We start from the raw sequence: 26,025 nt of genomic DNA, 5'->3' as shown, positions 1-26,025 counted from the left end.
CGCGGGCTGGCTATCACGTCGTTGGCGCGTGCGTGCCCTCCGGCCGAGTCGCCGATACGATCCCAAGTACGGGAGTACCGGTGATGGGGAACGTCGATTCCGTGGAACGAGCGATCGCAGCAACGCAAGCAGATACCATTGCGGTGACGAGCGCCGACGACCTTCCTCCCGACAAGGTCAAGCAGATCTCGTGGAGCCTTGAGGCGGGCAAGCAGCACTTGGTACTCGCGCCCAGCATCGTGGATATCGCCGGCCCGCGAATCCACATCCGCCCCGTTTCAGGCCTGCCTCTCATCCATGTTGAAACGCCCCGCTTCAGCCTTGGACAGCGCCTCCTGAAGCGCTCGTTCGATCTTGTGGCCGCAACGGCTATCGCGATTCTGATCTCACCAATCCTGCTGATCGTTGCGTTAGCAGTCAGCTGGACGAGCGTAGGCCCGATTCTCTATAAGTCGGAGAGGATCGGGCTTAATGGCAAACCGTTCCGAATGTTGAAGTTCCGGTCGATGCGCGTCGGCGCCGACAAGGAGCTGAAGGCTCTACTCGAGGCACAGGGCACCAGCGAGAAGCCCCTGTTCAAAGTCAAGGATGACCCCCGCATTACTCCGGTTGGTCGCTTCCTCCGCAAGTACTCACTCGACGAGCTTCCACAGATCTTCAACGTGATCGGTGGGTCCATGAGCCTTGTCGGGCCCCGACCGCAGATAGCAGCCGAGGTAGCTCTGTATTCCGAAGCTGCGAAGCGGCGACTTCTCACCAGACCGGGAATCACCGGACTGTGGCAGGTAAGCGGCCGGTCGGCACTCGATTGGGAAGCCGCTGTTAGGCTCGATCTGTACTACGTCGAGAACTGGAGTCTCGCTGGCGACATCGCGATCCTGCTCAAGACAGTTCGCGCCGTGATCATACCTGGCGAGACCGCGCACTGAAGCGCGACACCGATGCTTCGCGTGAGCCCCCTAGGCTATGCGCGTGAAACTCTCTGTCATTGGATGCGGATACCTCGGAGCCGTGCACGCGGCAGCCATGGCCTCGATCGGACACGAGGTCGTCGGGATCGACGTCGACCAGCGCAAGATCGATGCACTCTCGAAGGGTGAGGCGCCGTTCTTCGAGCCCGGGCTGCCCGAGATCCTCTCCGAGGGCGTCGCGTCGGGGCGGTTGCGGTTCACGACCGACATGGCCGAGGCGAAGGGCGCCAAGGTCCACTTCATCGGCGTCGGCACACCGCAGCAGAAAGACGGCTATGGCGCCGACCTCACCTACGTGAACGCCGCCATCGACGGACTCCTGCCCTACCTTTCCGAGGGCGACATCGTTGCGGGCAAGTCGACGGTTCCCGTCGGCACGGCAGCTGAGCTGACGCCGCGGGTCGAGGCCACGGGCGCGACCCTCGTGTGGAACCCCGAGTTCCTCCGCGAGGGCTGGGCCGTGCAAGACACCATCGACCCCGACCGGCTGGTGTTGGGCGTTTCGTCTCGCTTCGCTCGCTCAACGACCGAGGGAGGCGACGCCGGCTCAACGACCGAGGGAGGCGACGGTCACTCGACGACCGGAGAAGAGGTCGACGTCGTCGCCGTGATGAAAGAGGTATACGCGCCGCCGGTCGCGAAGGGCACACCCTTCATCGTCACCGACCTCGCCACCGCCGAACTGGTAAAGGTCTCGGCGAATGCGTTCCTCGCGACCAAGATCTCGTTCATCAACGCGATGGCAGAGATCGCCGAGGTCGTCGGCGCCGACGTCACGCAGCTCGCCGACGCCATCGGACACGACGCGCGCATCGGACGCAAATTCCTCGGCGCCGGCATCGGATTCGGTGGCGGATGCCTCCCCAAAGACATCCGTGCCTTCGCCGCCCGCGCCGAAGAGCTCGGCCGCGGCGAGTCCGTCGGGTTCCTGCGGCAGATGGACGAGATCAATATGCGCCGCCGCGACCGGGCCGTGCAGCTCGTGGTCGACGGCCTGGGCGGATCGGTGTTCAAGAAGAACGTCACCGTGCTCGGTGCCGCTTTCAAGCCGCACAGTGACGACATCCGTGACTCCCCCGCTCTCGACGTCGCCGTGCGCCTGCACGGCCTGGGCGCCTGGGTCACGGTCACAGACCCCGAGGCGATCGCGAACGCTCAGGCGAAGCATCCGCAGCTCAACTACGTCGAAGACCGCGACGAAGCCCTGCGCGCCGCTGACGCCGTGGTTGTCGTCACCGAGTGGGACGAGTACCGCCGGCAGATGTCTCCCGAGCACGTCTCGACCCTGACCGACGGGCGCGTCATCGTCGACGGACGCAACTGCCTCGATGCCGCCGCCTGGCGCGCCGCCGGCTGGACCTACTACGGCATGGGGCGCCCGTAACGCGATTCCTCCCAGGCGCCTCGCGGAGGGACGTCTGTGGCGCGCGGTTGCCGCTCCAGCGCGTAGGGCGGGATGGTGGCATCCGGAATCGCGGTGCCGCACATTGAGAGGGTGACCGTCGTGACCGAACCGCAGAGCTGGGTGCTCATCGGCATCTTCGCGACCATCATGCTCGGCGGACTCACACTGTCGACGAACCTCATCATGCGCGCGGTCACCGCGAGCATCTCCGGCGTGGAAGGGCGCATCGACGGCCTTGACACCAAGATCGAGAGCCTGCGCGGCGAAATGAACGCGCGCTTCGACGCGATGGGAACCCGCATCGACCACCTCGACCGCGACGTCGCAGCGCTGAGCAACCGGGTCTGGGGCGAACCCTCCGGCGAGTAGCCCCGCAGCCTTCGATCGTCGCTGGGTCGACGCATCACCGCGTCGATCTCTTCGCGCCAATGTGCTACACCGCGCTACACTGCTCGATATGGACACCGTGAGCCACCGAGAGCTCCGCAACCGCAGCGGCGAAATCCTCCGCCGCGTCGAAGCCGGCGAGTCGGTGCAGATCACCAATCGGGGCAAGCCCGTTGCGCTCGTCTCACCCCTCGCACCACGAAGCCTCGATGCTCTCGTCGATCAGGGCGGGGCGCGGGGCGCCAAAGCTCCCCTATCGACACTCTCACGCATCCGGCGAACTGCATCCACGCGCGACACGCACGAGATCATCAGCGATATCCGAGGCCGCTGGTGACCGTTACCTACCTCGATACCTCAGCCGCGATGAAGCTGCTGATCGACGAGGCAGAATCCGACGTGCTCGTGCAGCAACTCACCACAACGACGCGCGACCTGGTCGCTTCGTGGCTCCTGCACACCGAGCTGCACTGCGCTGCCGGACGAAACCCCGCTCTGATCGAGATCGACGCCATCACCACAGTGCTCGACGCGGTGACCTTGATCGACATCACGCGAGGCGACCTTCTCGCGGCGGGCACGCATGCACCGTTGCGGTCGATCGACGCGATTCACCTCGCAACCGCTCTGCGCGTGGGCGCCGACGAGGTGCTCACCTACGATAATGAGCTCTCGGCGGCGGCCAAACGGGCGGGGCTGCGGGTGCTGGCGCCGGCCTAGAGGCAACCTTCTCCCCGGGGGCCGCGTGCTGAGAGACACTTGTCACGCATCTCTGGCCTCGACACGAAGATCGAGAGCCTTCGCGGCGAGATGAACGCTCGTTTCGACGCGATGGGATCCCGCATCGACCACCTCGACAGAGACGTCGCCGCGCTGAGCCGCCGGGTCAGGGCGAACCGTCCGGGGAGTAGGCATCCGTTCCCTCCGTCCGCGATAGTGTGCCTCCGTGCACTTCGAGGAGCGACACACACCGCCCGGACTGGAAGGCGTCGTCTCACGCTTCTGGTTTCTCGAAATGCCGAGAAATCAGCGTTTCGAGAAGATCCTGCCGCTGCCGTATGTGCACGTCATCGTCAATCTGTCGACTCCCTACGCCATCTGGTCCAGGGCAAGCCACCCAACACCCGTATCCCATGCCTTCGTCTCGGGCCTGCAGTCCGAGTACCTCGTGATCGAGTCACCACCCGAGATCCGCCACGTCGGCGTCGAACTCACTCCCGCCGGACTCCACGCCCTCGCGCCCGCCGCTGCGGCGCTCAGCGCCGGGCACGTCCAGGATGCCGTCGGGATCCTTCCCGGCATCGCCGACCTCATCAGCAACCTCGCCCCCGACGTCACGCCCGCGGCAGCGCTCGACACTCTTGCGAGTTACGTCCGACACACCCGCGTAGGCGACCCCGATCAGCTCGTCCTCGGCGCACTCAACGAACTCGCACGCAACCCAGCCACCCCGATCGGAACGATCGCCGACACGCTCGGCGTCTCGAACCGCACCCTCATCGCACGCTTCCGAACGGTTACGGGCACCACTCCGAAACAGCACGCCCAGGTGCTGCGATTCCACCGCTTCGTGGACTCGGTGCAGGATGCCGGAGCAACCCCCGACTGGGCAAGCCTCGCAGCCGAATCAGGCTACGCCGACCAACCCCACGTCATTCGCGCGTTCCGCCGCTTCAGTGGATGGACGCCCACCGAATACCACCGACTCGCATCCGAGTACGGACCGCAGGCCGCCCACTTCGTTCCCCTCGAACACATACCCCGCCCGGCTCAAGCACGCTCATAGGCCTCGCGCAACCACCCCTCAACGTCCGCATCGACATCATCGACCGAGGCGAGATCCACTCGGTGCGTGCACATACCCGTGACCTCCCGCAATCGGTCGCCGCCCGGCACCCCCCGAAGGTTGAGTCCAAGCGTGACCCGGGCAGCACTCGGCACCTCCACGAGAGCAAACTGCTTGCTGCGTCGCAGCGACACCCCCGTCTTCTTCGGCGCAATCTCGACATCCGGCCCTAACTCCTGCACAATCGCCACGATTCGGTCGAGAACAGGGCGCAGCGCGGCCTTCTTGCCTGAGTACTGCACCACGACGAGATCCTCGTCACTCGGAGCTTCCTGCCCGCGAGCGCGAAACAGACTGACCACCAGATTGGCGAAGCCGTGCGTCATCCCGTGCTCCGACTTCAGGTATGCCATCGCAGCGCCGTGCGACGGCGTGGCGGCAGCATCCAATACCTGGAACCACTCATCCAGCGACCTACCGGTCTTCGCCGGCAGATTGTCGATCATCGTCTGCGTCTGGGCTGGAATCTGGGAGGTGGGCGAGGCATTCTGGCTCATGAGCACACCGTACGAGGGTCGGCCGATGCCGGTCTTGAACATTCTTGATCTGCCTCGCGACCACCCACCCCTCTGGCGCTCATGTTGTGCCGCGAGCACCAGTTATTGGTACATATATACGCATGCATCTCCGCCCCCCACGCGGCTCGATCATCCCGTTTTCATCGACTCTGGGCGAGTTTTTCCCATCTGTGGACCTCGGCGGTTCAATGTCGGAGGCCAGTGTCATGATTAGTACATGCATTCGAACGGGGTCATCGAGTTCAGCGAGGCGCAGACCGCCGAGCTGACCTCGATCGTCGCTGCCGTTCAGCAGGCGGATGCCGCGCTCGCCGCCGCCGAAGCATCCCGCGTTCGCGCTCTGGCTAGGGCGGGCGAACTGGCCCGCGAACTTGCGGCGGGCAAGCCGTCCCGGGTGCGTGAGCACGACATGGCACTGCGCAGCATCGCCGCCACGATCGGGGCTCCGGCGCGTGTGTCCGACAGATCGATGCAACGCCAGATCGGTGAAGCGACACGACTCGCCGAACGCTACCCCGGCACGCTCGAAGCCCGCGAACTGGGTGAGATCACCCGCCAGCACGTCTACGCGATCCAGGATGCCGCAGCCGACCTCCCGGACGACGCCGTGCCCGCCTTCGAAGCCGAAGCGCTCGAGCGGTGCCGCCGCGACACCGTCGGCCGGGTGAAAGCTGAACTCGAGATCCTCGCCCAACGGATGCACCCCCGCAGCTTCACCGAACGCCACGCCTCCGCCCGCGAACGCCGCGACATCACGGTCCGTGGTCTGCCCGACGGGATGTCCTCGCTTCTCCTGGTCGGACCCACCCCCGTGATCGCCGGCATCGACGACCGCATGAACCAGATGGCCACCGTCATCATCGACGCCCGCAACGCCGCCAAGACTGCCATCGGCGCGGGCGAGGCGGCCGTCGGCGCGGCGGGCGCGTCCACCGTCCCAGACGACAATGCGCGCATCCCCGCTCACGTGCTCGCGACCGACACCCGCACCCGCGCTCAGATCCGCGCCGACATCGCCGCCGACATCCTCCTCACCGGATCCCCCTTCGCCGACCCCACCGCCACCGGCGACGGACCCGGCACACTCGGCGCGATCCGCGCGAAGATCCAAGTCGTCGTCCCCGCCCTCAGCCTCCTGAGGCCCGAGGGCGACGAGAACGGCCACGCAGAACCCGCCGACATCGTCGGCTACTCCCCCATCGACGCCGAAACCGCCCGCGCCATCGCCGAGGCGTGCGACACCTGGTGGGAGCGCCTCGTCGCCCACCCCGTCACCGGCGTCGTCCTCCACACCGACGGCTACCAGCGCACCGCCGCCATCGACCGGCACCTGCGGGCACGCGACCGACACTGCCGATTCCCCGGATGCCGCCTCCCCGCCATCCGCTGCGAAGTCGACCACACCATCGACTACGCACTCGGCGGCAAGACCGACATCAGCAACCTCGCCCACCTCTGCCAACGACACCACTCGATGAAACAATTCGCCGGCTGGAAAGTCAGACAACTCGACGGCGGCATCCTCGAATGGACCTCACCCATCGGAACCACCTACACCGACCACCCACCCACCCCCGGCGTGCACTTCGCACCCGACCCCTACACCCCGGGCGGGCCCCCACCCCCGGATCCCGCACCCACCGACGCACCGTTCTAACACTCCGGCTGCCGTGCGGCACCCACGCTGCCTAACCGGCGCACCTTCCCGACGCGCGGGCGCTGCCGTCGCACCGTTCTCACACTGGGAAGCTGACCGCCGTGACCGCACCACAGAGCTGGGTGCTCATCGGGCTCTTTGCCACGCTCATGCTCGGCGGAATGACCATCATGACGACTCTGCTCACCCGCACCATGACCGCATCGATCAATGGACTGCGCGGCGAGATGAATGGCCGCTTCGACGGACTGCGCGGCGAGATGGATGCATCGATCAGCGGACTCCGCGCAGAAATGAACGCCCGGTTCGACGCGATCGGAACCCGCGTCGACCACCTCGACAAGGACATCGCGGCACTCAACCGCCGCGTCTGGGGCGAGCCCTCGGGCGAATAGCACCAAGCCGTCCCCTCGCCACCACCCAGCGACCACTGGGTCAGCTACCGCCGAGCAGCCACCACCGCATCCCACACAGCATCCGCGACCTCACGCTTCGACCCCGACGCCTGCACCGCCACCTCACCCGACCGATCGATCACGGTGACCTCGTTGTCGGCCGACTCAAACCCGCGCGTCCACCCGACCTCGTTCACGACGAGCAGATCGACGTCCTTGCGTTCCCGCTTGCGCCGCGCCCGCGCGAGCAGCTCCTCACCCGTCGACGTCTCCGCCGCGAACGCCACGATCGTCTGACCCGCAGTCCGGCCGGCAGCAAGCCCCGCCACGATGTCCGGGTTCTCGACGAGCTCCAGCGTCAGACGCGAACCCTCGACCTCTTTCGTGAGCTTCGACTCCGCCGTCTCCGCCGGCCGATAGTCGGCAACCGCCGCCGCCATCACCACGACATCGGCACCGGATGCCGCATCCGTCACGGCATCCCGCATCTCCAGCGCAGTCCCCACCGAGATGACCTCCACGAGCCCCTGCGCCGCCGCCAGCACCTCACCCTCGACGTGCGCGGCAACGAGCGTCACCTCCGCGCCGCGCTCGGCCGCGGCCACCGCGAGCGCAACACCCTGCCGGCCGCTCGACCTGTTCCCGAGAAACCGCACCGGGTCGAGCGGCTCCCGCGTACCACCCGCCGACACGACCACCCGCAGGCCGGCAAGATCCGCCGACCCCGCACGCCCCGCGCCCGCGCCCCCGCTCGAATGCGCCGCCTCCAGCACCGCGAGCGCGGCATCCGCGATCTCGTCCGGCTCACTCATCCGCCCGGGGCCCGAATCGCCACCCGTCAACGGACCGTCCGCCGGCCCCACCACGTGCACCCCGCGCCCGCGCAGCACCCGCATGTTCGCCTGCGTCGCCGGATGCCGCCACATCTCCGTGTGCATCGCCGGCGCCACCACTACCGGCGCTGTCGTCGCCAGCAGGCTCGTGCCCAGCAGATCGTCGGCGAGCCCCGCGGCCATCTTCGCGAGCGTGTTCGCGGTGGCGGGGGCCACGATCACCAGATCCGCCCGCTGACCGAGCGACACGTGCCGCACCGTCGCGACATCCTCGTGCACCGAGGTCGTCACCGGGTTCCGGCTGATCGCCTCCCACGTCGGCTGCCCGACGAACCGCAGCGCGTCAGCGGTCGGCACGACGTGCACCTCATGGCCCTCGCCGATCAGGCGCCGCACCAGATGTACGGTCTTATAGGCGGCAATCCCGCCCGTGACACCGACGACAACGAACACGCGCCCAGTCTCCCACGCCATCCCCGCGACACCACCCCGATTCCGGAACCCCCATGTGCACCGTCATCATCGACGTCCCCACCGACCCGGCTGACCCGGTGCGCCTGCTCGCGATCCGCGACGAAGACCCGAACCGCCCCTGGAACCCGCTCGGACATTGGTGGCCCCCGCATCCGTCGATCCTCGGCGTGCAGGATGCCCGCGCGGGCGGCGCCTGGCTCGCCGCGGATGCCGACACCCGCCGCGTCGCCGTGCTCCTCAACCGCGCCGGCGGCGACGAGCTCCCCGACGAGGCCGTCGTGTCCCGCGGCACGCTCCCCCTCGACGCCGTCCGCGGCATCCTTCCCGGCGACCGCCCGCGGATGCGCGGATTCAACCTACTCGTCGCCGAACCCGGCCGGGCCCGCGTCATCTCGTGGGACGGTGAGCACCGCCGCGAGACCGAGATCGACCCCGGCATCCACATGATCGCCCACGACGACGTCGACGACCCCGCCACCGCCCGCATCTCCCACTGGCTCGAGCACTTCCGCACCGCGATCCCGGATGCCGCACCCACCGCATCCGACGCACCCGAGGGGCCCGGCGCAGCCCAGGGATCTGGCGCACCCAAGGGAGATACCGCCGCGGACTGGTTCGCCCCGTGGCTGCGTGTGCTCGCCCGCAGCGCCGACCTCGGTCCCGTCGACGACCGCGCGATCATCCGCGACAACCGGCCGCTCGGCTATCCCACCCTCTCCCTCCTCGTGTGCGCAGCGACCATCGGCCCGGACGACATCGAGGTCCGCTACGCCGATCTGCCCGCGCCCGGTGAGTGGGGCGACCTCCACCTGCACTAGACCCCCACCTGCGCAAGATCCCCCCCGCGCAGGACGCGACGTCCGCACGAGCGCCGGGCGTGGGGGCTAGCCCCCTGCCGCGGCATCCGACCCCGGCCTAGAGTGGGCACGGAACGCGCGAACGGGAGGACACCCATGTCGATGCCGCAACAACCGCCCGCCGGCTGGTACCCCGACCCCACCGTCCCCGGAGTCCTCCGATTCTGGGACGGCACCGCCTGGACGACCCACACCTCCGCCCCCGCGGCAGCCCCACCCGCCGCCGCGCCACAGCAGACAGCACCAGCCCGCCCGGAACCGCGCACCTCCCCGGGGGTCGACACGAACACCGTGTGGATCTGGCTGATCGTCCTGCTGCCCGTCGTGTCGTCGCTGTCGGTCCTTCTCGTGCCCTGGCGGTCCGTCCTGAACTTCGGCGGCTGGATCGCACAGTCCTACTCGCAGCCGGGCACCCCGTCCGACATCCGCCTCTTCATGCAGCCGTTCGACATCTTCTCCTCACCCTGGTGGTGGGGACTCATGCTCCTGGGCTGGGTGATCTACGGTCTCAGCGTGTGGTTCGCCTACCTGGATCACCGCGAGCTGGGCCACCGCGGCATCGACCGACCCTTCCCCTGGCCGTGGATGTTCCTCTCGATCGTCTACCCGATCGGCCGCACGGTCGTCGCCATCCGTCGCACCGGCACCGGATGGGGTCCCCTGTGGGCGCTCATCGCCGTGCAGGCGGTCGGACTCATCGTCGGCGTGATCCTCTCGGCCCAGATCACGATCATCACGCTGCAGTTCCTCAGCACCCTCGCCCGCCACGGCGGCTACTCCGGCTGACCCGGCCGGCGCGGCATTCGGCAAACGCCCCGTATCGCGCCGGTGAACAACGGGGGTGTGCAAGGCTGAGTGGGTGCGCTCCGCGGGTGAGCCACGACCGTGGCATGAGAGTTACCGCACACGACTGCTGATCAGCGACGCCGTCGTCTTGGTGTGGGTCGTTTACGGTACCCAGATCGTGTGGTTCGGCACCGGCAACGCACAACTCTCCCTGCTGCGCGACCTCCGCTTCACGGCCGTGTCGTACTGGTTCGCCTCCGCCATCCTGGTCGGCCTGTGGCTGCTTGCCCTGAGCCTGGCCGACACCCGCACGCCCGGCGTCGTCGGTGTCGGCATGACCGAGTACATCCGCGTCATCGACGCCTCCCTCGTGCTGTTCGGCGTCATCGCGATCGTCGCGTTCCTGTTCCGCATCGACATCGCCCGCGGCTACCTGCTCATCAGCCTTCCGGTCGGCATCCTGCTGCTGCTGCTTGTCCGATGGCTGTGGCGACAATGGCTGGCCGCCAAACGCCGCGTCGGGAAGTGCGCCTCCGGGGTCATCCTCATCGGCTCGCTCGCCTCGGTCGCGCAGGTCGGCCGCGAGCTCCAGCAGCGTCGCGACGCCGGCTACCTCGTCGTGGGAGCCTGCCTCCCACCCGATGACCTGCACGCCCCCGACGAGCTGCGCGCGGCGGATGCCGACATCCCGGTCCTCGGCACCTTCGACGACCTCACGCGCGTGCTCACCGACACCGGCGCCGACACCGTCCTGGTCACCAGCAGCGACGCGCTCCCGCCCGAGAAGGTCAAGCAGATCTCGTGGAGCCTCGAAGCCGGCCGCCAGCACCTCCTCCTCGCGCCGGGCATCGCCGACGTCGCGGGACCGCGCATCCACACCCGCCCGGTCTCGGGCCTGCCGCTGGTCCACGTCGAGACACCGCGCTTCTCACCGGGGCAACGCTTCGGCAAGCGCATTGCAGACCTGCTCCTGTCACTGCTCGCCGTCGTGATCATGAGCCCGCTTCTGGGCATCCTCGCCCTCGCGGTGAAGCTCTCGTCCCCCGGCCCGGTCTGCTCCCGCGAGGTCCGTATCGGCCACCACGGCCGACCCTTCACGATGCTGCTGTTCCGGACGACCCGGCAGAGCACAGACGGAGCCGACGCCGCATCGACCCCGACCCCCCTCGGGCGATGGATGCAGCGCCACGCCCTCGACGACATGGCGCAGCTGTTCAACGTCATCGGCGGATCCATGTCTCTCGTCGGGCCCCGACCCCCGCTGCCGAGGGAAGTCGAGACCTACACGGATGCCGTTCGCCGGCGCTTCCTCGTCAAGCCCGGCATCACGGGCCTGTGGCAGGTCAGCGGTCGGTCGAGCCTCTCGTGGGAGGATGCCGTCCGCCTCGACCTCTCCTACGTCGAGAACTGGAGTCTCGCCGGCGACGTCGCGATCGTGGTCAAGTCCGCCAAGGCCGCCCTGCTCGGTCGCGCGGGACGCTGAGCGCAGCGACCGCGTCAGGAGTCGTCGCGACGAGAGCGCGACGCGCGGGCATCCAGACTCACGCCGATCGCGATCCCGATACCCAGACCGACCGGCAGCCACAGACCGATGTTCTGCGTGATCACCCCGAGGACGGCGCCGATGCCGACCCCGAGGGCGATGCCCATGCTCGTGGCAACGCCCGTCTTCTTCGACGACCCGCCGCTCATCGCAGCAGCAGCACGTAGGTCACCCAGTACGCGGCGACACCCACGGCGACCAGGCCGACGCCGGTCAACACGATCCGCCCCGGCGTCCACTTCTTCTTCTCGGTCGGCTGCTCACTCATGGTTCCTCCTCGACGCTGGACATGCCACGCGGCAGCGTGCGCCTGGCCGACGTTACCGACCGGATGTGGCACATTAGTGCCAATGGCCACAAACAGCCTCCCGAGCGACCCTGTGCGAGACCGGATGAGCGACCGATGAGCGACCGACGCGCGCTCGTCGTGCTGGCGGCAGCCCTGCGCGACCCCGCCGCCGGACCAGCGACCCTCGCGAACAGGCTCCAACTCGACGAGGACGAGCTGCGCGAACACCTCGCCGTGCTCGAACGCCGGGGCCTGCTCAAGGTCACCGGTGACACGATCGCCCACCGACGGCCCGACTTCACTGTCGCGGCCGCCATCCAGCAGATCATCGACGAGGGCATCCGCGAGCTCACGGATGCCGCCACCACCGCCCAGGCGCTCGCTCGCAGCATCCCCGAACTCCTGCAGGCGTGGAGCGTCGGCGAAGCCGACGACGGCACGTCGAGTTCGACCACTGTGCAGGGCACGTGGGCGCTCGCCGACATGTGGCGCACCCAGTCCTCACGGAGCGCACCGCGGTCGGCACAGCTGTGCATCCCCTCGACCCAGATCCTGCGCGAAGCGGGCCTCGAGTACGCCGAGACGCTCTGGGCCGCACGGCCGCTCGGCGGCGAGAGCCGCATCCGTGTCATCCTCTCGGACGAGGACGCCCTCGACCCCATCAACCGGTGGCACATCGACAACGAACTCGCCGCCGGAACGTGGATCCGTACACACCCGTCACCGCCGAGCTTCTTCTGGATCATCGACGACGACACCGTGACCCTCCCCTCGACCTGGGGCGACCCCCATCCGACGCGCGTGATCGCCAGCCGCGCCGAGGAGATCGTCACCCTCGCCTCGTGGGTGTTCGAACGGCTCTGGAGCGAGGCGACCGCGGTCGACGAAGACGAGGAGCCGTGGGCGCCGATGCTCGCGCTCATGAGCCGCGGAATGACCGTCGAGGCAGCCGCCCACACACTGGGGCTGAGCCCCCGCACCGCACGCCGCCGAGTCGATCACGCCATGCGCCACTTCGGCGTCAGCAGCCAGTTCGCCCTCGGCACGGTCTGGGGAGCGCAGCAGTCCGGGCACGGTCGCGCTCCGTAGGCCACGGTCCGCACGCAGACCGCCGCCGCCCGCGCAGACCGCCGCCCGCGCCAGGGGGTGGCGCGCACACGCACGAGTTCAGTAAGGTCGGCCGGGATCGCCGACCCCTGGAGGCCCCCGTGTCTGACGATTCCTACCGCGCCACCCTCGCTCCCGACGCGCGTCGCGACCGCTTCGCGTACGCCATGCGCGAGGCGGCGCGTCCCACCGGCCCCCTCATCGGCTCGATCGTCGTCGTCGTGTTGTTCGCGTCGGTGATGGCGACCAGCATCCTGCTCGCCCTCATTCCCGGGGTCACCGCTCTCGGCCTCACACTCGTGACGACCGTCGCGTTCCTGCCCCTCTGGTTTCTGCTGTGGCTGTGGCTGCGCCTGAAAGAGCAGCGTCCCTTCGCGAGCATCGGATTCCGCACGCCCTCGCGTGCCCCCCTGCAGATCGCGCGCGGCTGCGCAATCGCCCTCGGGGCCATGACCCTCGCCGTCGGCATCGCCGTCCTCACCGGCAACATGGAATTCCTGCAGACCCAGGACGGCGGCTACGCCTACTGGCCGGCAATCGGCTGGGTCGTCGTCGCGCTGATCGGCTTCACGATCCAAGGCGGCGCCGAAGAACTCATGTCCCGCGGCTACCTCATCCAGTCCTGGATGCCGCGCGCCGGCCTGCTCGCCGCGATGATCGCCCAGACCGTCTTCTTCACGCTCGCGCACTCCCTCAACACCGGCCTGAACATCATGTCGGTCCTCTCCCTCGTGCTCGTCTCCCTCCTGCTCGGGTTCTGGGCGCTCAGCGAAGGCGGCCTCTGGGGCGTCATCGCGTTCCACGCCACCTGGAACTGGGCGCAGAACAGCCTCTTCGGCGTCCCGGTCTCGGGAATCCCGGCACAGAACTCGCTCTACGCGGTCGTCGAGACGACGGATGCGAACCCCCTCGTCTCGGGCGGACTGTTCGGTCTGGAGGCGAGTCTGATCACCGTCCTGATGCTCGCCGTCATGACGGCGGTCACGGCTGCCTTCTGGGCGCGCGGTCGTCACAATCGCGCCACCGCAGCACGCTGACTACGGCATCCGTCGTAGCTTTCGGGTCCGAAATCGTCCGGATCTGACGCAATAGCCGCGTATCTCTCATGTGCTGGATGAGAGTTCGCACAGATTTCTCTTGCCGCACCGAGCGGATCGCAGAGAATAGTCGTCAACCCGAGAGCGCGCAACATGGCTCACCCCTGACCCAGCACCAGGTGCGTACATGGACAGTAATTCACTCATCACCCTCATGGTCGGCTTCGGCGTCGTCGCCGTCCTTGGCCTCATCGTGGGCTGGGCGATGTGGGAGAGCAACAAGGCAGAGGCTGCCGCCAACCGTCACGAGCCCGCCCAGCGCGGCCCCCGCTACCCCGACATGAGCACGCCCGCCGTCACGACCGGCACCGTCCGCACCGTGACCGGAGCGGTCCGCACGACGGGCGGCGCGCCGATGCCCTACCCGTACCCCGTCGCGCAGCCGCCCGCCTACCCGCCGCAGGTGCAGACACCCCCGTCACCGGTCCCGGCACCCCAGACTCCGCTGACCCAGGGCCCGGCGACCCAGGCCCCGCTGACACAGCCGCCCGTCGCTGCAGCCACTCCGGGTATCGACGGAACGACCGAGTACGTGTTCGCCCCGATGCCGTCCGCGCAGCCCGTCACTGTCGCCGCTGCCGCGTTCGGACCCACACAGACCACGGCGTACACCACCCCCACGCCGGCCCAGGCCCCACCGGCCCCGGCAGCGGCCCCGGCAGCGGCTGCACCCGCGGCCCCCACAGCAGCCCCGACAGCGGCACAGCCACCGGCCGCGCCCGCACACGCCGCGCCGCCATCCGTACCACCCGCCGCCGCGCCCACCCAGAAACCCGGGGTCACTCCGCCCTACAGCGCCACACCCCGGGCGCCGCAGACCACGGTGTTCCGGCTCGGCCGCGTGCTCTGGGTCGATGACGACCCCGACAGCCACGTCCCGGATGTCGTCGCCCTGCACCGCATGGGCCTGACCGTGACGGTCGCGAACCACTGGGAGGCTGCCCTCGCCTACCTCGCCGCCGAGAAGTACCTTCTGGTCATCACGGACTGCGTGCGCGAGGGCGACACGATGTCGACCGCCGACTTCATCCGCACCGTGCGCCGCCACTACCCCGGCGTCCCGACGATCGCGTACGACCCGGGCGCCGTGGTGACCGGTCCCGACGCCCCCGAGCTTCCGCACGACCAAGTGGTCACCACCCCGGGCGAACTCCCGAGCGTCGTCGGTCGGATCCTCGGCCGCTGACCCCCAGAACCGTGCCGCTGGGCCGCAGAGCGTTGAGCCGCGGCCGCCGGATTATCGCACCCGCGGCAGGCCGCTGACAATCCCCCCACACGGAATGACGAACCGTGCGATCCTCATCATGGCAAGACCGCACGGAGAGTGTTTCGGGTCACTCCTCCACTGCGAAGGTACGCGCTTCGCGTGCTGCCCCCGGCTCGACGCCCCCCCCCAGATCGAGCCGGGGGCATTGTCGTGTCCGCAGCGCTCTGGTGGGGGCGTCAGCGGACCGCAGCGGTGACGGTCGTCAGGTGTTCGAGCACCTGCGTGCTGACCGATCCGAGCAGGAACCGGGCGAGCCCCGTGCGCCCGTGCGTTCCCACGACGGCCAGGCGGGCGGATGCCGCCACTTCCGTGATCACGGCGGCCGGATCCCCCTCGTCCACGTGCACCGTCACGTCAAGGTGCGGGTGGCTCTTGCGCGCCTCATCGGCCATGGACTGCGCGAACGCCTCGGTCGTCCCCTGCAGATCCGTGAGGTACATGTCGGGGTACGGCGCGATGTCGCCGGTGTAGACGACCGGCATCCACGTCGACACCACGGTCAGCGGCTCCCCGAACCGTGACGCCTCCGCCGCGGCGAACGCGAGCGCGGCGTGGGAGACCTCCGAGCCGTCGACGCCGACGACGACTCCGGCGCGACCGGTCGTGTCGATGTCGGGTACGACGACCACGGGGCAGTGGGCGCCGGCGACGATCCGCGTGCCGTGCGGTCCCCGATGCTTGTCGGTGCCGCCAGTGTGGTCGCTGCCGATCACGAGGAGCCCGGCATCCATCGACGCCTCGACGAGTTCTTTCGTCGGGTTCCCGTGCGTGACCCGCACGGTGACGTCAAGCCCGCGGGCCGTGAGCGCCTCGGCCTCCGTGCGAAGGAACGCCTCCTCGGCATCCACGGCGCGCTGGACGACCTCCTGCTCCCCGACAGCGCCGACGGCGCCACCGACGACCGACAGCAGTTCGAGACGAGCGCCGGTGCTCGCGGCGCGCGCGACTGCCCACTCGATCGCGCGGCGCGACCCCGGTTTGCTGGTCGCCCCGACGACGATCGTTGCGGGAGGGGCGGATGCGGCGGACGCGGCGTTCGCGGACATGTCGGTCATGCCCTCACCCTATTGCGGGTATCCGTCGCCCGCGATACCCCCGGCTGGGCCGGATCCTCGCCCGTCGACCCGGCATACTGACCTCATGGAGATCGACACCGGCTTCGTGACACTCGTCCTCGGCTTCCTCGGGGTGATCGTTCTCACGGCGCTCATCGGCGTCATCCTGTGGATCCGGCGCAACGCCACCGTCCGGATGCCTGCGGGCCGACTCGCCACGATCGAGATCACGCTCGCACCCGACGAGCGGGAGGCGATTGCGACACAGCTGCGCGAAGCGCACGCGGCGCGGGGTCAGGGCAGTGGCATCGCCCCGAAGCTTCCCGAGCGGGTCCGGCTCGGGCGCGTCCTCTGGGTCGACGGCGACCCCGACACGAGCATGTCCGAGACCATCGCCCTGCACAAGCTCGGCACCGGGGTCGTGAAGGCCACGCACGCGGATGCCGCGCTGGCCTACCTGTCCGCCGACAGGTACACGGCCCTCGTGTTCGGAATCGCCCCCGACAGCGACCTCGCTGCGATCGAGGCGTTCGTGGCCCGCGCCCGCACGAGCCAGCCCGGGATCCTCCTGCTCGGCTACGCGGCGCCCGGCGTCGTGACCGACAGCGCGGACTTCACCCTCGTGCGCGACCCCAGCGAGCTCGTCGCCGCCATCATCGCGCCGCTGACCGTCGCCTGACGGACACCGTCAGCCTCGGGATCAGGCACGCGGAGCCCCGGCTCGGCATCAGGCGAGCAGGGCCGCGAACCTCGGCGTCAGGAGAGCAGGGCCGCGAGCGCGTCCCGCCGATGACCGATCGCCGCATCCATTGCCGCGAACTCCGCCTCCGCGAGTCCAACCCGCCTGGCGACATCCGGCCACGTCTCGACCGCGGCGAGCACCTGCACGAGCGAGCGTCGCCACGACGACTTCTTGATCCCGAGCTCTCCCGCGAGATCGACCAGAGCTGAGGGCGCGGCATCCGGTTCGACGACCCCGAGAATCGCGGTCGAGCGCAGCCGCTCCTGCACCGGGTCCGGTTCGATATCGAAGACCGGACACAGCCGCCACGCCCCCTCCCGCCGCAGGAACCCCAGGTTGCGGAGGTGATCGTCCGTGCAGTGCACGGCAACGGCGAACGCGACGCGACGCCACAGATCCCGCAGCTGCGCACGCGCGAGGTCGCGGGACGCGCTCGCCCCGAGGATCACCCGCGCGACATCGAGGTAGTCCCGCCCGTCTCCCGTCGCGGTGCGCGCCGACCAGTACGGAATCCGCCTCTCAGCTGCGCCACCGGCCGCCGGGTCACCGTCCGAAGCCTCCGCCCGGCCGACTCTGTCGAATCGGTCGACCAGCAGCACGGCGCGCTCTCCGATCTCGATCGTCCGCACGCGGGAGGTGGCAAGGCCGGCGGCGCGGGCCAGGTGCAGCGACACCGCCTCCCAGCGGATCGCGTCGTGCTCGTCATCGGGCGCCGGGAACTTCGCGAGCAGCGCCCGCCCCTTCCGCCGCACGAGGGCCTTCGGTCTGGCACCGCCGAGCACCGCCGTGCCCGCATCCAGGAGGTCCTCGATCGCGTCGTCGCTGGACGCGTCTCCGGCGCGCACGCGATCGGCGGCACCCCGCAGGTCTCGCAGGTCGAGGGTGACCGGCACCCGGTCGGCGGGGTCCGCGAGGTAGGCCAGGTCATCGGCCGCACTCGCGCGCTGGCGGAACCGGAACGCCCCCGTCCGCGCGTCATCCGAGACCCCCAGCAGCGCATCGACGTCCGAGAGCATCGTGATGCCGTCGGCACGCAAGCGCCGGCGGATCAGCTTCTGCGCCCACGAGTCAGCGCTCGCATCGACGAACGCGCCAGGCATCGACCCGAGCACCCGCGGCCCCGCCCCCAGCGGCAGCTCCGGCGAGACCGCGAACGCGTCAGCGCGCGCCAGGTACGCCTCGTCGTACTCGAACGTCACCGCGACGGCCCGCTCGGTCACCGTCACGACATCCATCCATCCGATGGGCCCGGATGCCGAATCCGGGGTCGCCGCCGCGTCCACCCACACCCGCTGGGTCGTCGCGTTCGCCGTCACCATGGGAACCCCGGTCCCTTCGTCGCCCGACTCCCCACCCTATTGGGCCTGCGTGTCCGGGCTGAGGGGGTTGCCTCTTCGCACACCGTCGTGAGCGGCCTCTCATCGTGCACTCGGGAACGGACCAATAGGCTGCCTGAGGACAGGAGGGCTCACGACGCATGCACGACGACTCCGGGCTCGACGGCGGCACCGCCGCGGCAGGGCGCGACGACAAAGGCACCGCCGGGACTGAGCGCGCCGGCACCGCCGGGACTGACCGCGCCGGCACCGCCGGGACTGCGCGCGCCGCCGACGCCTCGGCGGGGCACGACGACGAGCTCGCCGCGACCCGGCGCGAGGTGGACGCCGAGAAGTCCCGCAGGGCGCGCGCACGCCGACGCCACCGCCGCGAACGCACCGCAGGCATCGTCTTCGCCTCCGTTCTCGGCGTCATCCTGATCCTCGGCGTCGCCGGCGCCGCCTGGATCGGCATCCGCGGAGCCCTCGCCTACGGACACATCGCCGATGCGCAGCGCTCCGCCGCGAACCTCGCCGGCTCCCTGACCGACCCCGCCGCCGCAGCCGAGGCCGTCCCGGGCCTGGCTGCCGAGACCTCGGCAGCCCGCGCCCTCACCTCGGACCCGATCTGGAACGCCGCGGAACGGCTTCCGTGGATCGGACCGCAACTGGCGGCGACCGCGACCGTCATCGCCGCCGTCGACGATGTCGCCGCGACCGCCCTCGAGCCGCTCGCCCAGGCCGCCTCCGGCTTCTCGCTCGACACCCTCCGCCCCGAGGGCGGCGCCTTCGACGTCGCCGCCATCGCGAGCCTCAGGGACGTCGCGACCACGGCGTCCGACAGCCTGTCGGCGGCGTCGGCATCCGTCGACGCGATCGACACGACCGAGCTGCTCCCGGTGCTGGCAGCCCCCGTCGATGAGGTCCGGGGGCTCCTCACCGAGGGACGTACCGCCGCCGACGCCCTGCGCCGCACGACGCAGTTGCTGCCCCTGGCACTGGGCGCCGACGGACCGCGCACCTATCTGGTGATGTTCCAGAACAACGCGGAATGGCGGTCGCTGGGAGGGATCGTCGGTGCCATGGCGATGATCCGCACGGATGCCGGCCGCATGGACCTCGTCGACCAGGGATCCTCGTCGGACTTCACGCGCTACACGGATCCCGTCCTGCCCCTCTCGGAGGAGATCCTCGGGATCTTCGTCGACAAGCCCGGCGTCTACATCCAGAACGTCACCCAGATCCCCGACTACACGATCGACGGGCCGCTGGCCCGGGAGATGTGGCTGCGCGAGACCGGCGTGAGCGTGGACGGCGTCCTGAGCCTCGACCCCGTCAGCCTGTCGTATCTCCTGGAAGCCACCGGTCCGATCACGCTCCCGACCGGCGAGCAGCTCACGAGCGAGAACGCCGTGCCGCTGCTGCTGAACGAGGTGTACGCGCGCTACCCCGACCCCCGCGAGCAGGACGCCTTCTTCGCCGCCACCGCCGCCGTCGTGTTCCAGACCATCGCCGACGGCGCCGCCGATCCGGCCGCGCTCGTGGACGCCCTCGTGCGTTCGGGCACCGAGCGGCGCCTGTTCTTCTGGAGCGCGAACCCCGACGAGCAGGCGATGCTCGACGGCACGACCCTGCAGGGCACCCTCCCGGTGACGGATGCCGCGACCACGCAGTTCGGCGCGTACCTCAACGACGGCACCGGCTCGAAGATGGACTACTACATGCAGGCGGCTCCCACGGTGGGCTGGTGCACCTCGAACACCGGTGAACAGCTCGCGACCCTCACCGTCTCGCTCACGAGCACCGCGCCGCCGGATGCCGCAACCAGCCTCGCGCCCTACATCACCGGCGGTGGCAGCTTCGGCGTCGAACCTGGCGTCACACGTACGGTGGCCTACCTCTACCTGCCCGAGGGGTCAGAACTCGTCTCGAGCACCTCGTCCGGCGTCGGATCGACCCCCGGCTTCGGACAGGGATCCCACGACGGACGACCCGTCCTCGTGTGGGAGAGCTTCCTCGAGCCTGGCCAGACCACGAGCGCGACGATCCAGGTCCGCACTCCGATGACCGACGCGCTGCAGGCGCTCGTGACCCCGACGATCGGCGGCACCGGAATGATCGAGGCAGGCGCGTGCCCGATCACGACCACCGACGAGGGATAACCCTTCCGTAACACACACGACACTCGGGCCCGGCCCGATCTGACTAGGATCGGGCATCATGAGCAGCCCCTATGAACCGCGCGACCCCCGCAAGTCCCGCAACTGGCTGCTCTACGTCGGCGTGGCGCTCCTTGCCTCGGGCGTGGGCGTGCTCGTGTACGCGGCGTTCATGCACTACGCCGCGGCGATCCGCTGACGACTCTGATCCGCTGACGAACCTCAAGCGGCCTTCACGCGACGCCGCTGGCGGCATCCGTCGATGCCGACCCGGACGCCGGGGTGGGTTCGGCGGTCACCAGGATCGGGAGATGGTCACTGAGCCCCTGGGGCAGGGTACGCACGGTGTCGATCGTGAAGCCGACCGACGTTGCGAAATCGTAGTGTCCGCGGAAGAACCGATATCGGGTGTAGGTGCGAGAGTCGCTGAGGTTCAGCTCGTACCCCTGGTCGCGAACGTGCTGACCGAGGCGCTCCTTGAAGACCGGGTAGTTGTAGTCGCCGACCATGAGCTTGGGAAGTCCCTCGCCCAGGAGGTCGAGCTCGGCCAGCGCCGTGCGGATCTGGTGCCTACGGAGGGAATTCAGCGCCGTCAGCGGGGCCGCGTGAAACGACGCGATCACAATGTCGCTGCCCGCGTCGATGTCGCGAAGACGCACCCCGAGCAGCCGTTCCTCCGCGGGCTTGAGGACCATATCGTGCAGCGACTTCTTCAGCGCGATCGCGCGCACATCGACGGCGCGGTAGGTGTTCTCGCGATAGTAGACGGCAAGGCCCAGGCGATTGCGCTGCGTCGAGTCGGCGAGCACGAGGCCGCTGATCTCATCCGGGATGTCGGTCGTGTCCGCTTCCTGCAGGCACAGCAGGTCGGCACCGTGGCGTTCGACGAGTCCTCGCAACTCGGTCGCGGCGCGGTGCTTGCGCAGGTTGTACGAGATGACCTTCATGCCCCTCCCACGATAGAGGGGCGCGGATGCCGACAGCGCCCTCCGCGCTGGAGATATCCCCAGTGTTTGGTATCGATGGTCCTCCGCGCCGGACCCCAGATTGCTCCGATAGAGTTCGGACGTGCCCCCCGCGAAGATTCTGCCCGGCTGGGCGATCGCGACGATCGTCGGTGTCGGCGTGCTTCTGCTGGCATCCATCGCCGCCACCATCTGGATGTTCTTGAACAACTGGGTCCGTGACCTGACGGCGACGGCCCCCGCGGTGGGCACGACCATCATCGCGCCCGAAGAGTCGAAGGCTGCCCTCGCGCTGCCGTCGCTTGCCGAGGGAACCGACGAGCACGCCGCAACCGCGTACCTCGCCGCGCAGCCCACGGCCTACTGGCTGACCCCCGAGATCGATCCGGTCGGCGAAGTGGGCGCGCGCATGGAGAATCTCCTGAACGAAGCCCGGACACAGGGCAAGCCCTTGGCGATCGTCGTCTACGGTCTTCCGGAGCGCGACTGCAGCGCCGGCCTCTCTGCCGGTGGACTCGATGACGCCGCCTACGACGAGTGGACGCGAATCATCGGGGATGCCTTGCGCGCGGCGCCCGACATCCAGAAGACCGTCGTGCTCGAGCCCGACAGCCTCGCCCTGGCTCCCGAGTGCGGCAACGTCGCGCAGCGCACGGAACAGCTGCGCGACGCGATCGCGCGGCTTGCCTCGACGAACACGTGGATCTACGTGGACGGCGGCCACTCGACGTGGCTGCCCGCGGCGCGCATGGCCGAGCTGATCAACGGCCTCGGCATGAACGGCGTCATCCGCGGCTTCGCCACGAACGTGTCGAACTACAACGACACGGCACTCGAGTTCGACTACGCCCACCAGCTCTCGGGGCTCACGGGCGGCCTCAACGCCGTCATCGACACCTCCCGCAACGGTGCCGGATCCAACGGCGAATGGTGCAACCCGCCCGGCCGGCTCATCGGCGCGCCCGGCGGGACGTACGGCGACGACGTCGTCGACACCAACCTGTGGATCAAGCCGCCGGGCGAAAGCGACGGCACCTGCAACGGCGGGCCCGTCGCCGGCGCGTGGTGGCCGCAGGCCGCAGTCGAGCTCACCCGCAACGTCACCCTGCCCTGACGCGCGGTCGCTGGGCCCTGACGCACGGTCGCTGGCACTGACACACCGGCCTGCGCTGCGCCCGGCGGTCCATCCGAGGGGAGCCCGCGGCACGCTGCCACGCCGACGGATGACCGCACCGGCGGTGCACCGGCCTGTGTACGATCAAGAGATGAGGCCGCGAACACCTGGGACTGTGCGGCCGTGACACGATGGGGCCCTGACCCGCAGCGGCCGTAGCCCTCCGTGGCTCCTGGAACAGCACCCGGCGGCACAGCACCCCCGGCCCGACGCGAAAGAGACGACCGAGCATGAGCACTGACGCGGGGGTGAGCAAGACCGCCGTCATCGTCGAGGACGACCCGCAGATCCGGCACATCCTCGCCGAGACGCTCGAAGCCGCAGGCTTCTCGACGGTCTCGGTCGGCAACGGCATCGACGGCGTGCGCGCCGTCCTGTCGTATCAGCCGCTCATCACGACGCTGGACGTCAATATGCCCGGCATCGACGGCTTCGAGGCCGCGCGCCGCATCCGGGCACAGAGCGATACCTACATCATCATGCTCACGGGCCTCGAGGACGAGGCGGATGTCGTCCTCGGCCTGGGAGCGGGAGCCGACGAGTACATCGTCAAGCCGTTCCGCCCGCGAGAGCTTCGCGCCCGGATCGAAGCGCTGTTGCGTCGCCCTCGGCAGTCTCCGACGGCCGCGCAACCACCGATCCAGGCCCCATCCGGACCGTCGTTTCCGGGAGCTCGATCGGCGATCGGCGGCCAGCCCGCCCAGCCGGCGGCGGTACCGGGAGTCATCCCGTCCGCACCGAACCAGCCGTTTGCCACCGTCGACGCGCACGGCGGTGTCACGCCCGGACAGAATCCGTACATCGTCACTGCCGACACCGGCGCCGAGGGCGGCGAGATCCCCCCGCTGCGTCCACCGCACGCCGGAGCACCCGGCACGCAGGCCCCGTTCCCGCCCGGGCAGCAGTCGCCCCCGCAGCCCGGCTACCCGAGCGCACCTCCCGGCTATCCTCAGCCGGGGCAGCAGGGATACCCGCAGCAGCAGTACCCCCCGGCGCCGCAGGGCCCCGTCGACCCGCCTGGCGCCCCCGGAAACCAGCCGCCGCCGGGGTCCCAGCTGGTCGCGCGCACGCCACCGAACATGCCCATGCCGGGGCCGGGCGGACACCAGCTCGGCCCGAGCACGATGCGCCACCGCGATCTCGTCCTCGACCCCGACTCTCGCATCGTCATCGTCGGCAATCGCGAAGTCGAACTCACCCGCACGGAGTTCGAGCTGCTCGCAACCCTCATGGAGTCCAAGCGTCGCGTGCGGAGCAAGGCGGATCTGACCCTCGTCCTGCGCGGCGAGTCCTACGTCACCTCCTACTTCGTCGGCGACGCCGACAAGCGTGCCATCGAAGCGCATATGACGAACCTGCGTCGCAAGCTCGGCGACGACCCCAACAACCCGCGCTACATCGAGACCGTGCGCGGCGTGGGGTATCGGATGACCGCCGAGAACGTCGCTCCGCCGCCGGGCCACTGACACGGCCGGGACCGCTCACGCATCACGCTCGCGCTGAGGCCGCGCGCCGGCGCCGGGCTTCAGACCTTGTAGCCGTACTGGCGACGGAACAGCTTGAACGCCATGAGCAAGGTCTGGATCACGGTCACCACGCCGACGATCGGCCAACCGACCCACAGGATCGATGACTGCACCACCGGGTCGAGCAGCGACCAGATGAAGGTCATCGCGATGGCGGTGATCACGAGCAGGATGAGGGGCACCCAGTGCCCGAGCGAGAAGCCGCCGCCGCGTTCAGCCTTGGCCTGCGCTGCCCAGTTGTCGACCTTCTTGCGGGACAGGAACGACGACCATGACCTCAGGAAGTGCCCGATCCTGATCCACATGAAGATCTCGGCGGGGAACACCAGTGCCGAGAACAGGATGTCGCGCTGGTTGACGTACTTCATCGTCAACGCGACACGCAGGTTCAGCAGGGTGGCAACCAGCGGCGGGATCAGCCACCACGGGGAGAACACGAAGGCGTTGATCGACAGCGATGCAGCCAACAGGGTGAGGAACGCGACACGCACGAACAGGTTGGTGAGCATGCCGAAGTTCTCGAACCACCGCAGTCGCAGGTTCGGGTGGAAGGGCTGACCCTTCGTGTCACCGCGCTGACCGGGCCACATGAGTTCGATCGCGCCGTACGTCCACTTCACCTGCTGGGCGTCGTATCCCTTCAGCGTCGTCATGCCGCCCACACTCGCGCGCGCGTACGGGCTGATCTTGGTGAGGTATCCGGCGCTCTTGATCTGCAGCGACAGGAGCGAGTCCTCGACCTCGCTGTCTTTCACCCAGGGTGTGCTCTGGTGATTCGCGCGCATGACATCGCGCAGCGCCGCTGTCGAGAAGATCGAGAACTGACCGCCGAGCACCGCCATGTTGCGCCCGCGCAGCAGGTTCTGCAGGTTGAAGGCCGCGAACTGGGTGCGCTGACCGGCGATGAGGAACTTGGCGACGAGTCCCTTGATGGGGCGATCGTCGATCGTGTAGATCGCCGAGATGCCCCCGATCCGGGAGTCCCCGACGGCCTCGGTCTCCAGGTACTCGACAGCTCTCTCGTCCGCGATCGTGTCGCCATCCACCCCGAGCAGGTAGTCATACCCCTCCACGAGCGCGTACCCGTAGTTCAGGGCGCCGACCTTCTTGTCGGGGTTCTTGCCGATGTCATGGATGAAGACCTCGGTGAACTGCTCGCCGAGGTCGGTGACGACCTGGTGCGGACCGGCGTACTGCGAGGCGATCGCCACGGTCGCGTCGGTGGTGTTGTTCACGACGACGTGGATGACATCGGGGACGCGGGTCTGGTGGAGAAGACCCTCGAGCACGCCCGCGATGGATTCTTCCTCGTTGTAGCACGGGATGACACAACCGATCGTGGAGCGGTGCACGGAGATGCGTTCGAGCACCGACTCGAACTCGTCGTTGAACTCCACGTGCGAGGTTTCGACCTGCGCATTCGGGAACCGGGGGTCGTCGTACTGGGGCTGCGTGTAGGGGGGCTGCGCGTACTGCGGCTGTGCGTACGGCTGCTGACTGTACTGCGGGTCGGCGTACTGGGGGCCCGCGTACGCGGACCCGGGATACTGCCCGATCGCGGGCTGTCCCTGCTGCGGGTACGGAGGAACGTACGGGGCTTCCCAGTGGGACATCAGCACGCTCCTTCCCTCGATCCGCGCGCCACAATAAGTGCTG

The 26,025-nt window shown here is 68.9% G+C and carries 28 protein-coding genes; 19 read left to right on the top strand and 9 right to left on the bottom strand.

The genetic code is table 11. The features are described 5' to 3' along the window. The 5 genes from AC3ENO_RS11795 to AC3ENO_RS11775 form a co-directional block, all read left to right on the top strand. On the top strand, positions 1 to 929 hold a 929-nt coding region (locus AC3ENO_RS11795), incomplete at its 5' end, for a sugar transferase (protein ID WP_434970807.1). Positions 930 to 972: 43 nt separating this feature from the next. Then, positions 973 to 2,355, top strand: a complete 1,383-nt coding sequence (locus AC3ENO_RS11790) for a UDP-glucose dehydrogenase family protein (protein ID WP_434970806.1) — start codon at positions 973 to 975, stop codon at positions 2,353 to 2,355. Positions 2,356 to 2,475: 120 nt separating this feature from the next. Then, a complete protein-coding gene (locus AC3ENO_RS11785) occupies positions 2,476 to 2,745 on the top strand; it encodes a hypothetical protein (RefSeq protein WP_434970805.1) in 270 nt (89 codons plus the stop codon). An 88-nt stretch (positions 2,746 to 2,833) separates the two neighbouring features. After that, positions 2,834 to 3,100, top strand: a complete 267-nt coding sequence (locus AC3ENO_RS11780) for a type II toxin-antitoxin system Phd/YefM family antitoxin (RefSeq protein ID WP_434970804.1) — start codon at positions 2,834 to 2,836, stop codon at positions 3,098 to 3,100. Beyond that, on the top strand, positions 3,097 to 3,483 hold the full coding sequence (locus AC3ENO_RS11775) for a type II toxin-antitoxin system VapC family toxin (RefSeq protein ID WP_434970803.1): 387 nt from the start codon (positions 3,097 to 3,099) through the stop codon (positions 3,481 to 3,483). Before AC3ENO_RS11780 ends, AC3ENO_RS11775 begins: the two co-directional genes overlap by 4 nt. Before the next feature lie 42 nt (positions 3,484 to 3,525). On the opposite strand, the gene AC3ENO_RS11770 is transcribed toward AC3ENO_RS11775, so the two are convergent. Then, positions 3,526 to 3,678: a hypothetical protein gene (locus AC3ENO_RS11770; protein ID WP_434970802.1), complete on the bottom strand. Its 153-nt coding sequence runs from the start codon at positions 3,676 to 3,678 to the stop codon at positions 3,526 to 3,528. A gap of 31 nt (positions 3,679 to 3,709) precedes the next feature. On the opposite strand from AC3ENO_RS11770, the gene AC3ENO_RS11765 reads away from it, so the two are divergent. Further along, entirely contained in the window at positions 3,710 to 4,549 is an 840-nt protein-coding gene (locus AC3ENO_RS11765) for a helix-turn-helix domain-containing protein (protein ID WP_434970801.1), read from the top strand. Here AC3ENO_RS11765 and AC3ENO_RS11760 read toward each other — a convergent pair. Beyond that, on the bottom strand, positions 4,534 to 5,106 hold the full coding sequence (locus tag AC3ENO_RS11760; RefSeq protein ID WP_434970800.1) for a DUF4287 domain-containing protein: 573 nt from the start codon (positions 5,104 to 5,106) through the stop codon (positions 4,534 to 4,536). The genes AC3ENO_RS11765 and AC3ENO_RS11760 overlap by 16 nt on opposite strands. A gap of 238 nt (positions 5,107 to 5,344) precedes the next feature. Between AC3ENO_RS11760 and AC3ENO_RS11755 the strand changes: the two genes are divergently transcribed. Together AC3ENO_RS11755 and AC3ENO_RS11750 are read left to right on the top strand one after the other, a co-directional pair. Further along, on the top strand, positions 5,345 to 6,784 hold the full coding sequence (locus tag AC3ENO_RS11755; RefSeq protein ID WP_434970799.1) for an HNH endonuclease signature motif containing protein: 1,440 nt from the start codon (positions 5,345 to 5,347) through the stop codon (positions 6,782 to 6,784). A 101-nt stretch (positions 6,785 to 6,885) separates the two neighbouring features. After that, on the top strand, positions 6,886 to 7,179 hold the full coding sequence (locus AC3ENO_RS11750) for a hypothetical protein (protein WP_434970798.1): 294 nt from the start codon (positions 6,886 to 6,888) through the stop codon (positions 7,177 to 7,179). Positions 7,180 to 7,223: 44 nt separating this feature from the next. On the opposite strand, the gene coaBC is transcribed toward AC3ENO_RS11750, so the two are convergent. Further along, on the bottom strand, positions 7,224 to 8,465 hold the full coding sequence (gene coaBC, locus AC3ENO_RS11745) for a bifunctional phosphopantothenoylcysteine decarboxylase/phosphopantothenate--cysteine ligase CoaBC (RefSeq protein WP_434970797.1): 1,242 nt from the start codon (positions 8,463 to 8,465) through the stop codon (positions 7,224 to 7,226). 53 nt (positions 8,466 to 8,518) lie between these two features. On the opposite strand from coaBC, the gene AC3ENO_RS11740 reads away from it, so the two are divergent. From AC3ENO_RS11740 to AC3ENO_RS11730, 3 genes are all read left to right on the top strand, one after another. Further along, positions 8,519 to 9,304 carry an NRDE family protein gene (locus AC3ENO_RS11740; RefSeq protein WP_434970796.1) on the top strand — a complete coding sequence of 262 codons (786 nt, stop codon included), beginning with the start codon at positions 8,519 to 8,521 and terminating at the stop codon, positions 9,302 to 9,304. Between the two features lie 135 nt (positions 9,305 to 9,439). After that, positions 9,440 to 10,129 carry a DUF2510 domain-containing protein gene (locus tag AC3ENO_RS11735; RefSeq protein WP_434970795.1) on the top strand — a complete coding sequence of 230 codons (690 nt, stop codon included), beginning with the start codon at positions 9,440 to 9,442 and terminating at the stop codon, positions 10,127 to 10,129. 73 nt (positions 10,130 to 10,202) lie between these two features. After that, positions 10,203 to 11,612 (top strand): sugar transferase, encoded by a 1,410-nt coding sequence (locus AC3ENO_RS11730; RefSeq protein ID WP_434970794.1) that lies wholly within the window; start codon positions 10,203 to 10,205, stop codon positions 11,610 to 11,612. Between the two features lie 14 nt (positions 11,613 to 11,626). Here the strand turns inward: AC3ENO_RS11730 and AC3ENO_RS11725 are convergent, their stop codons facing one another. Both AC3ENO_RS11725 and AC3ENO_RS11720 read right to left on the bottom strand, forming a co-directional pair. Next, positions 11,627 to 11,821 (bottom strand): glycine zipper domain-containing protein, encoded by a 195-nt coding sequence (locus AC3ENO_RS11725; protein ID WP_434970793.1) that lies wholly within the window; start codon positions 11,819 to 11,821, stop codon positions 11,627 to 11,629. Next, entirely contained in the window at positions 11,818 to 11,940 is a 123-nt protein-coding gene (locus AC3ENO_RS11720; protein ID WP_434970792.1) for a hypothetical protein, read from the bottom strand. The genes AC3ENO_RS11725 and AC3ENO_RS11720 overlap by 4 nt, the downstream gene beginning before the upstream one ends. 135 nt (positions 11,941 to 12,075) lie before the next feature. Between AC3ENO_RS11720 and AC3ENO_RS11715 the strand changes: the two genes are divergently transcribed. The 3 genes from AC3ENO_RS11715 (at position 12,076) to AC3ENO_RS11705 (ending at position 15,351) form a co-directional block, all read left to right on the top strand. After that, entirely contained in the window at positions 12,076 to 13,050 is a 975-nt protein-coding gene (locus tag AC3ENO_RS11715; RefSeq protein ID WP_434970791.1) for a hypothetical protein, read from the top strand. A gap of 119 nt (positions 13,051 to 13,169) precedes the next feature. Continuing rightward, positions 13,170 to 14,105, top strand: coding sequence for a CPBP family intramembrane glutamic endopeptidase (locus tag AC3ENO_RS11710; RefSeq protein ID WP_434970790.1), 936 nt, complete (start codon positions 13,170 to 13,172; stop codon positions 14,103 to 14,105). 187 nt (positions 14,106 to 14,292) lie between these two features. Then, positions 14,293 to 15,351 carry a hypothetical protein gene (locus tag AC3ENO_RS11705; protein ID WP_434970789.1) on the top strand — a complete coding sequence of 353 codons (1,059 nt, stop codon included), beginning with the start codon at positions 14,293 to 14,295 and terminating at the stop codon, positions 15,349 to 15,351. 257 nt (positions 15,352 to 15,608) lie between these two features. Here AC3ENO_RS11705 and AC3ENO_RS11700 read toward each other — a convergent pair whose 3' ends face one another. Then, on the bottom strand, positions 15,609 to 16,487 hold the full coding sequence (locus tag AC3ENO_RS11700; protein ID WP_434970788.1) for a universal stress protein: 879 nt from the start codon (positions 16,485 to 16,487) through the stop codon (positions 15,609 to 15,611). 85 nt (positions 16,488 to 16,572) lie between these two features. Here AC3ENO_RS11700 and AC3ENO_RS11695 point away from each other — a divergent pair, with 85 nt between their 5' ends. Beyond that, the gene (locus AC3ENO_RS11695) at positions 16,573 to 17,166 is read left to right on the top strand and encodes a hypothetical protein (RefSeq protein ID WP_434970787.1); all 594 of its coding nucleotides are present in this window, start codon (positions 16,573 to 16,575) and stop codon (positions 17,164 to 17,166) included. Positions 17,167 to 17,243: 77 nt separating this feature from the next. Here the strand turns inward: AC3ENO_RS11695 and AC3ENO_RS11690 are convergent, their stop codons facing one another. Beyond that, entirely contained in the window at positions 17,244 to 18,548 is a 1,305-nt protein-coding gene (locus tag AC3ENO_RS11690; protein WP_434970786.1) for a type II toxin-antitoxin system HipA family toxin, read from the bottom strand. Positions 18,549 to 18,706: 158 nt separating this feature from the next. Between AC3ENO_RS11690 and AC3ENO_RS11685 the strand changes: the two genes are divergently transcribed. Next, positions 18,707 to 20,707: a DUF4012 domain-containing protein gene (locus AC3ENO_RS11685; RefSeq protein ID WP_434970785.1), complete on the top strand. Its 2,001-nt coding sequence runs from the start codon at positions 18,707 to 18,709 to the stop codon at positions 20,705 to 20,707. 58 nt (positions 20,708 to 20,765) lie between these two features. Then, complete coding sequence (locus tag AC3ENO_RS11680; RefSeq protein ID WP_434970784.1) at positions 20,766 to 20,903, top strand: hypothetical protein; 138 nt, start codon at positions 20,766 to 20,768, stop codon at positions 20,901 to 20,903. A gap of 34 nt (positions 20,904 to 20,937) precedes the next feature. On the opposite strand, the gene AC3ENO_RS11675 is transcribed toward AC3ENO_RS11680, so the two are convergent. Beyond that, positions 20,938 to 21,651, bottom strand: a complete 714-nt coding sequence (locus AC3ENO_RS11675) for an endonuclease/exonuclease/phosphatase family protein (protein ID WP_434970783.1) — start codon at positions 21,649 to 21,651, stop codon at positions 20,938 to 20,940. 121 nt (positions 21,652 to 21,772) lie between these two features. Here AC3ENO_RS11675 and AC3ENO_RS11670 point away from each other — a divergent pair, with 121 nt between their 5' ends. Together AC3ENO_RS11670 and AC3ENO_RS11665 are read left to right on the top strand one after the other, a co-directional pair. Beyond that, a complete protein-coding gene (locus AC3ENO_RS11670; RefSeq protein WP_434970782.1) occupies positions 21,773 to 22,783 on the top strand; it encodes a glycoside hydrolase family 6 protein in 1,011 nt (336 codons plus the stop codon). 290 nt (positions 22,784 to 23,073) lie between these two features. Beyond that, complete coding sequence (locus tag AC3ENO_RS11665) at positions 23,074 to 24,309, top strand: response regulator transcription factor (RefSeq protein WP_434970781.1); 1,236 nt, start codon at positions 23,074 to 23,076, stop codon at positions 24,307 to 24,309. 59 nt (positions 24,310 to 24,368) lie between these two features. On the opposite strand, the gene AC3ENO_RS11660 is transcribed toward AC3ENO_RS11665, so the two are convergent. Then, positions 24,369 to 25,982 (bottom strand): glycosyltransferase, encoded by a 1,614-nt coding sequence (locus AC3ENO_RS11660; protein WP_434970780.1) that lies wholly within the window; start codon positions 25,980 to 25,982, stop codon positions 24,369 to 24,371. Positions 25,983 to 26,025 lie beyond the last annotated feature (43 nt).

The sequence above is a fragment of the Microbacterium sp. bgisy207 genome, assembly GCF_057706855.1.
The sequence above is the reverse complement of the archived record's forward strand: the minus strand, read 5'-3'. Positions and strand labels throughout refer to the sequence as shown.

Excerpts from the sequence above, each read along its gene's own strand:
- AC3ENO_RS11780 (WP_434970804.1), top strand. The coding sequence starts at position 2,834 with ATGGACACCGTGAGCCACCGAGAGCTCCGCAACCGCAGCGGCGAAATC.
- AC3ENO_RS11770 (WP_434970802.1), bottom strand. The coding sequence starts at position 3,678 with ATGCCTACTCCCCGGACGGTTCGCCCTGACCCGGCGGCTCAGCGCGGC.
- AC3ENO_RS11760 (WP_434970800.1), bottom strand. The coding sequence starts at position 5,106 with ATGAGCCAGAATGCCTCGCCCACCTCCCAGATTCCAGCCCAGACGCAG.
- AC3ENO_RS11755 (WP_434970799.1), top strand. The coding sequence starts at position 5,345 with ATGCATTCGAACGGGGTCATCGAGTTCAGCGAGGCGCAGACCGCCGAG.
- AC3ENO_RS11740 (WP_434970796.1), top strand. The coding sequence starts at position 8,519 with ATGTGCACCGTCATCATCGACGTCCCCACCGACCCGGCTGACCCGGTG.
- AC3ENO_RS11735 (WP_434970795.1), top strand. The coding sequence starts at position 9,440 with ATGTCGATGCCGCAACAACCGCCCGCCGGCTGGTACCCCGACCCCACC.
- AC3ENO_RS11725 (WP_434970793.1), bottom strand. The coding sequence starts at position 11,821 with ATGAGCGGCGGGTCGTCGAAGAAGACGGGCGTTGCCACGAGCATGGGC.
- AC3ENO_RS11720 (WP_434970792.1), bottom strand. The coding sequence starts at position 11,940 with ATGAGTGAGCAGCCGACCGAGAAGAAGAAGTGGACGCCGGGGCGGATC.
- AC3ENO_RS11715 (WP_434970791.1), top strand. The coding sequence starts at position 12,076 with ATGAGCGACCGACGCGCGCTCGTCGTGCTGGCGGCAGCCCTGCGCGAC.
- AC3ENO_RS11705 (WP_434970789.1), top strand. The coding sequence starts at position 14,293 with ATGGACAGTAATTCACTCATCACCCTCATGGTCGGCTTCGGCGTCGTC.
- AC3ENO_RS11700 (WP_434970788.1), bottom strand. The coding sequence starts at position 16,487 with ATGACCGACATGTCCGCGAACGCCGCGTCCGCCGCATCCGCCCCTCCC.
- AC3ENO_RS11695 (WP_434970787.1), top strand. The coding sequence starts at position 16,573 with ATGGAGATCGACACCGGCTTCGTGACACTCGTCCTCGGCTTCCTCGGG.
- AC3ENO_RS11690 (WP_434970786.1), bottom strand. The coding sequence starts at position 18,548 with ATGGTGACGGCGAACGCGACGACCCAGCGGGTGTGGGTGGACGCGGCG.
- AC3ENO_RS11685 (WP_434970785.1), top strand. The coding sequence starts at position 18,707 with ATGCACGACGACTCCGGGCTCGACGGCGGCACCGCCGCGGCAGGGCGC.
- AC3ENO_RS11680 (WP_434970784.1), top strand. The coding sequence starts at position 20,766 with ATGAGCAGCCCCTATGAACCGCGCGACCCCCGCAAGTCCCGCAACTGG.
- AC3ENO_RS11675 (WP_434970783.1), bottom strand. The coding sequence starts at position 21,651 with ATGAAGGTCATCTCGTACAACCTGCGCAAGCACCGCGCCGCGACCGAG.
- AC3ENO_RS11665 (WP_434970781.1), top strand. The coding sequence starts at position 23,074 with ATGAGCACTGACGCGGGGGTGAGCAAGACCGCCGTCATCGTCGAGGAC.
- AC3ENO_RS11660 (WP_434970780.1), bottom strand. The coding sequence starts at position 25,982 with ATGTCCCACTGGGAAGCCCCGTACGTTCCTCCGTACCCGCAGCAGGGA.